Source organism: Frateuria sp. (assembly GCF_035944355.1).
Lineage (GTDB): Bacteria > Pseudomonadota > Gammaproteobacteria > Xanthomonadales > Rhodanobacteraceae > Frateuria_A.
In genome coordinates, this window is sequence record NZ_DASZBH010000004.1 from 398,818 (window position 1) to 405,094 (window position 6,277).

At 66.6% G+C, this 6,277-nt stretch carries 5 protein-coding genes, 1 tRNA gene and 1 pseudogene; 6 read left to right on the top strand and 1 reads right to left on the bottom strand.

The genetic code is table 11. The features are described from left to right. Positions 1-90: 90 nt before the first annotated feature. From recA to VGU03_RS02940, 5 genes are all read left to right on the top strand, one after another. The gene (gene recA, locus VGU03_RS02920) at positions 91-1,122 is read left to right on the top strand and encodes a recombinase RecA (protein WP_327478479.1); all 1,032 of its coding nucleotides are present in this window, start codon (positions 91-93) and stop codon (positions 1,120-1,122) included. Between the two features lie 229 nt (positions 1,123-1,351). Further along, complete coding sequence (locus tag VGU03_RS02925; protein ID WP_327478481.1) at positions 1,352-1,846, top strand: regulatory protein RecX; 495 nt, start codon at positions 1,352-1,354, stop codon at positions 1,844-1,846. 55 nt (positions 1,847-1,901) lie between these two features. Continuing rightward, complete coding sequence (alaS, locus tag VGU03_RS02930; RefSeq protein ID WP_327478483.1) at positions 1,902-4,553, top strand: alanine--tRNA ligase; 2,652 nt, start codon at positions 1,902-1,904, stop codon at positions 4,551-4,553. A 256-nt stretch (positions 4,554-4,809) separates the two neighbouring features. After that, positions 4,810-5,010, top strand: a complete 201-nt coding sequence (gene csrA, locus VGU03_RS02935; protein WP_327478485.1) for a carbon storage regulator CsrA — start codon at positions 4,810-4,812, stop codon at positions 5,008-5,010. A 70-nt stretch (positions 5,011-5,080) separates the two neighbouring features. Next, positions 5,081-5,173, top strand: a tRNA-Ser gene (locus VGU03_RS02940). A gap of 323 nt (positions 5,174-5,496) precedes the next feature. Here the strand turns inward: VGU03_RS02940 and VGU03_RS02945 are convergent. Further along, a complete protein-coding gene (locus VGU03_RS02945) occupies positions 5,497-5,625 on the bottom strand; it encodes a hypothetical protein (RefSeq protein WP_327478487.1) in 129 nt (42 codons plus the stop codon). A 215-nt stretch (positions 5,626-5,840) separates the two neighbouring features. Between VGU03_RS02945 and VGU03_RS02950 the strand changes: the two are divergent. Further along, positions 5,841-6,136, top strand: a pseudogene (locus VGU03_RS02950) (transposase); the annotation flags it as partial. Positions 6,137-6,277 lie beyond the last annotated feature (141 nt).

Consider the following 6,277-nt stretch of genomic DNA (forward strand, 5'->3'; position numbering starts at 1 on the left):
GGACCTCTCGCAGATGATCGCAGCCCGTGAGATTCCGACCGGGCACGATGCGCTCCATTCCTAGCCACACCACCACCCGGGATTCCCACGATGGACGACAACAAGCGCAAGGCGCTGGCCTCCGCCCTTGGCCAGATCGAGAAGCAGTTCGGCAAGGGTGCGGTGATGCGCCTGGGCGACCGCACCGACGAGGCGATCGACACCGTCTCCACCGGCTCGCTGGGCCTGGACATCGCGCTGGGCATCGGCGGCCTGCCGCGCGGCCGCGTGATCGAGATCTACGGCCCGGAATCCTCCGGCAAGACCACGCTGACCCTGCAGGTGATCGCCAACTGCCAGAAGAACGGCGGCACTGCCGCGTTCGTCGATGCCGAGCACGCGCTCGACCCGAGCTACGCGGAGAAGCTGGGCGTCAACGTCGCCGACCTGCTGGTGTCGCAGCCGGACACCGGCGAGCAGGCGCTGGAAATCGCCGACATGCTGGTGCGCTCCGGCGCGGTGGACGTGGTGGTGGTCGACTCGGTCGCCGCGCTGACCCCGAAGGCGGAAATCGAGGGCGAGATGGGCGACTCCCACGTCGGCCTGCACGCCCGTTTGATGAGCCAGGCGCTGCGCAAGCTCACCGCCAACATCAAGAAGTCCAACTGCCTGGTGATCTTCATCAACCAGATCCGCATGAAGATCGGCGTGATGTTCGGCAGCCCCGAAACCACCACCGGCGGCAATGCGCTGAAGTTCTACGCCTCGGTGCGCCTGGACATCCGCCGCATCGGCGCGGTCAAGAAGGGCGAGGAAGTGATCGGTTCGGAGACGCGCGTCAAGGTGGTCAAGAACAAGGTCGCGCCGCCGTTCCGCCAGGCCGAGTTCGAGATCCTCTACGGCGAGGGCACTTCGCGCGAGGGCGAGATCATCGAGCTGGGCGTGAAGGAAAACCTGATCGACAAGTCCGGCGCCTGGTACAGCTACAACGGCGACCGCATCGGCCAGGGCAAGGAGAACGTGCGCCAGTTCCTCAGGGACAACCCGGCCATCGCCGATGAGATCGACCGCCAGCTGCGCGAGCGGCTGCTGGTCGGCGGCAAGGCCGCCCCCGCCTCCGAAGAGGCGCTGGAAGAAGCCTGAGGCGTGCGCCTGCCAGGGCTCCAAGCTCCCTCTCCTCTGGCCGAAGGCCGCAGGAGAGGAGTGGGGAAAGGGGAGGGCCTTCCGCCTTCGTCTGGCCACCGCCACGCGGTCGTCAGCCCTCATTACCGCGAAAGCGGAGGCCCGATGTGATGGAACCCGACGGAACGTTGGGTTGCCGCTTGCGCGGGATTGACCTCCCGCGGAGTTGGCCCTCCGGATCCATCCGCCCATGAAGCGCCGCCCGGACAACCCCGACAAGCCCAAGCGCAGCGCCTACGACAAGGCGCTGGGCCTGCTCGCCCGCCGCGAGCACTCGCGGCGGGAGCTCAAGACCAAGCTGCGCCAGGGCGGCTACGAGGGCGAGGAAACCCGCGCCGCCATCGATCGCCTGGGCGAGCAGCACTACCAGGATGACGAGCGTTTCGCCGAGGTGCTGGTGCGCAGCCGCGCCGCGCAGGGCTACGGTCCCCAGCGCATCCGCGCCGAACTCAAGACCCACGCCGTGCCCGACGAACGCATCCGCCAGTTGCTGGACGCGGCGGACGTCGACTGGGAGGCTTCCGCGCTGGACCAGCTGCGCCGCCGCTACGGCGGCAAGGGCGTGTCCGATCCCGCCGAGCGGGCCCGCCGGGCGCAGTTCCTCTTGCGCCGGGGCTTTGCCGCCGCCACAGTACGACGTGCTACCCACGCCGAAGTGGACGACGCTGCCGACCCGATCGACTGATCCGACGGCGGTGTTCCCCCGGCGTGGCCTTTTTTGTTCCCTTCGCTCCCCGCCCATGAAAACCGCCGACATCCGCTCGACCTTCCTCGAATTCTTCCGCGCCAAGGACCATGCGATCGTGCCGTCCAGCTCGCTGGTGCCGGCCAGCGACCCGACGCTGCTGTTCACCAACTCGGGCATGGTGCAGTTCAAGAACGTCTTCCTGGGCAGCGAGAAGCTGCCCTACGCACGCGCGGCCGACGTGCAGCGCTGCCTGCGCGCCGGCGGCAAGCACAACGACCTGGACCAGGTCGGCTACACCGCGCGTCACCACACCTTTTTCGAGATGCTGGGCAACTGGTCGTTCGGCGACTACTTCAAGCGCGACGCCATCGCCTATGCGTGGGAGCTGCTGACCGGCGTGTTCAAGCTGCCGGCCGAACGGCTGTGGGTCACCGTCTACCAGAGCGACGACGAGGCCTACGACATCTGGCACAAGCAGGTCGGCGTGCCGGCCGAGCGCATCGTGCGCATCGGCGACAACAAGGGCGCGCCGTACGCCTCGGACAATTTCTGGCAGATGGCCGACACCGGCCCCTGCGGCCCGTGCACCGAGATCTTCTACGACCACGGCCCGGGCGTGGCTGGCGGCCCGCCGGGCTCGCCCGACGAGGACGGCGACCGCTACATCGAGATCTGGAACCTGGTTTTCATGCAGTTCGACCGCGCACCCGACGGCACGCTCTCGCCGCTGCCCGCGCCCTGCGTGGACACCGGCATGGGCCTGGAGCGCCTGGCGGCCGTGCTGCAGCACGTGCATTCGAACTACGAGATCGACCTGTTCGCGCACCTGATCCGCGTCGCCGGCGAACTGACCGGCACCAAGGACCTGGCGAACAAGTCGCTGCGCGTGATCGCCGACCACATCCGCGCCTGCTCCTTCCTTATCGTCGACGGCGTGCTGCCGTCCAACGAGGGCCGCGGCTACGTGCTGCGCCGGATCATCCGCCGCGCGCTGCGCCATGGCTGGATGCTCGGCGTGCGCGGCGACTTCTTCTGGAAGATGGTCGCGCCGCTGGTCGAGGAGATGGGCGCGGCCTATCCGGAACTGGCGGCGAAGCAGGCGTTCGTCGAGGACGCGCTGCGCACCGAGGAGCAGCGTTTCGGCGAGACGCTCGAGCACGGCATGCGCGTGTTCGATGACATCGCCCATAAGGTCGGCGCGAAGAAAGCCGGCAACACCATCCCCGGCGCCGACGCGTTCCGGTTGTACGACACCTACGGCTTTCCGGTCGACCTCACCGCCGACATCGCGCGCGAGCGCGGCCTTTCGGTGGACATGGCCGGCTTCGAGCAGGCCATGACCGAGCAGCGCGAGCGCGCTCGCGCCGCCGGCCGCTTCGAGGCCAAGGGCCAGATGCCCGCGGAGCTTGCCAGCCGCCTCGCGCCCACCACGTTCCTCGGCTACGACGCGCTTGCCGCGCGCGGTTGCAAGGTGGTCGGCATCGTGCGCGACGGCAAGCAGGTCGATGCACTGGACGACGGCGATGAAGGCCTGGTGATCCTCGATCGCACGCCGTTCTATGCCGAATCCGGCGGCCAGGTCGGCGATACCGGCGTGCTGGCCGGCGCGGAGGGCCGCTTCGAGGTCGCAGACACGCTCAAGATGGGTGGCGTGTTCTTCGGCCATGCGGGCCGTTGGCAGGGCGTGGCCTTGCGCAGCGGCGACCTGCTGGATGCGCAGGTCGACGCCGAGCGCCGCCAGGCCACCGTGCTCAACCACTCCGCCACCCACCTGCTGCATGCGGCGCTGCGCCAGGTGCTCGGCGAGCACGTGACGCAGAAAGGCTCGCTGGTCGCGCCGGAGCGACTGCGCTTCGACTTCGCCCACTTCAAGCCGCTGAGTCGCGACGAGCTGGCCGCGGTCGAGGCGCTGGTCAACGCCCAGGTACGCCGCAACGCGCCGGCCGAGGTGCACCAGATGGCCTATGACGAGGCGCTCGCCTTCGGCGCGATGGCGCTGTTCGGCGAGAAGTACGGCGACGAAGTGCGCGTGCTGAAGATGGGCGATTTCTCGACCGAGCTCTGCGGCGGCACCCACGTCAGCCGCACCGGCGATATCGGCCTGTTCAAGATCGTCAGCGAGGCCGGCGTGGCTTCCGGCGTGCGCCGCATCGAAGCGGTGACCGGCGCCAGCGCGCTGGCCCACGTCGCCAGCGAGGAACGTCGCCTGGGCGAGCTGTCGCACCTGCTCTCGGGCAGCGGTGATGAAGTCGTCGAGAAGCTGCGCCAGCTGTTCGATCGCCAGAGGAAGCTCGAGCGCGAACTCGAATCGCTGCGCAGCAAGGCCGCCGGCAGCGCCACCGCTGACCTGGCCAGCCAAGCCCGCGAGGTCGCCGGCATCCGCATCGTGGCCGCGCGCCTGGAGGGTTTCGATGCCAAGTCGCTGCGCGACAGCGTCGATCAACTCAAGCAGCAGCTGGGCGATTGCGTGGTGCTGCTCGCCGGGGCCGCCGACGGACGCGTTTCGCTGGTGGCGGGCGTGCATGGCGCGGCGCTGGGCCGGGTCAAGGCGGGCGACGTGGTCGCGCACATCGCCAGGCAGATCGATGGCAAGGGTGGCGGACGTCCGGACATGGCCCAGGGCGGCGGTCTGGACACTCCTCAGTTGCCGGCTTTGCTGGAGGCTCTCCCAGGTTGGATCGGACACCAGCTGGGCGCCGACTAGCCTTTGTGAATCGGGGATTTATCGTCCCCAAAATGCGTTGCGCCGGGCGCTTGCGCTCGGCTAGTATCGGTGGACTGTCGGCAGCGCGGACACGTGGTGCTGCTGCGAGGCCAGGCATCCATGGTGGATGCGGCCGTAAGCCGGGGAAGGCGGTAGGGCCTTCGACGGACGTTCGTCGAACTGACTGGCGGTGGGCTCAGGGGTGAAGCGCCATCGTGCAGCAGGCCTGTGACCACAGCATATGGAGTAATACGACATGTTGATTCTGACCCGCAGGGTCGGTGAAACCTTGATGATCGGCGACGAGGTGACCGTCACCGTTCTCGGCGTGAAGGGCAACCAGGTGCGGATCGGCATCAATGCCCCGAAGAACGTGGCAGTGCATCGCGAGGAGATCTATCAGCGGATCAAGGGCGAGCACGAGTCCGGCACGTCCGGCGACACCGGCGAACATTGATCACGGACGCTTTACCTGAGCGGCGTCGGTAGGTATCCTTGCCGGCTCCGCCGACGCGCGGAACAACCCCGGAGAGATGCCCGAGAGGCCGAAGGGGCTCCCCTGCTAAGGGAGTATAGGGTCAAAAGCCTTATCGAGGGTTCGAATCCCTCTCTCTCCGCCAGACATACAAGACAAGCCATGATTTTCATGACTTGCCTTGTCAGCAAGCAACGGCTGGTATGCCATCGGGTATGCCAGCCGTTGTTGTTTCTGGGTTGATGCTGGTTGTGCCTAGCGGTGAGTAGGTCGAAACCGAAAGCTATGGGTCGACACTTTCCCCTTCGCACCGATGGGATCCAGCAGTGACCTGCTTTCGTGATGAGCATCCGGGTATCGATAGACCCAGGACGAGGAGCGGGAGCTGCCACGGCTGACGCCTGATCGCCTCAGCCAGGGTTTCGGCTGAAACCGGCAGGACGTCGCCCCACGCGATGGCTCCCTTCATCAGCACACCCGCGTGTCGGACGGAAACATGCCCGAATCGAGGCGCAAGGCCTCGTACCAGCCATCGTGGAAGGCACGCCCGCAAAAATAGATCGCGGGAGTCAGCACCACGAGAATGAGCGAAAGCACGGTCAACGTGGTGGCCCGCTTTGAGGACTCATGGCGGCGTTGTATCTGATGTGCACGATGTATCGGGAGCGGGCTGCCTTCCATGTGAGCTCATGCGTAGGTTCCGTGGTGGTGAAGGACGGCAGAAGCAGCGTGTCGTGTGCCCTGGTCCATGAATCGCCCAGGGTTTCCTAGACATCTCAGGGCCATGGAAAATGGCCTATTCGGAGGTGTCCATGAGCAGCAAGCGGTATACGGATGAGTTCAAGGTAGAGGCGGTCCGCCAGGTGACGGATCGCGGGTTCAAGGTGGCGGAGGTGGCCGAGCGGTTGGGGGTGACCACGCACAGCCTGTACGCCTGGCTGCGCAAATTCGGCAGGTCCGGCGTCGTGCAACGGGCCGAGCTGGACCAGAGCGCCGAGGTCCGGCGCCTGAAGGCCGAGTTGCGCCGGGTCACCGAGGAGCGCGACATCCTAAAAAAGGCCGCCGCGTACTTTGCCAAGGGGTAAAGGCAAAGTACGCGTTCATGCAGGCGTAAGCTCCCCCGTTAGGCAGACATCTCGAAAGTAGAACTTTCTGGCATCGTTCCCGAGCCAGGAGGTTCCATGAAGAAGTCGAAGTTCACCGAGACGCAGATCGTCTCGATCCTCAAGCAGGCCGACGCCGGGGTGCC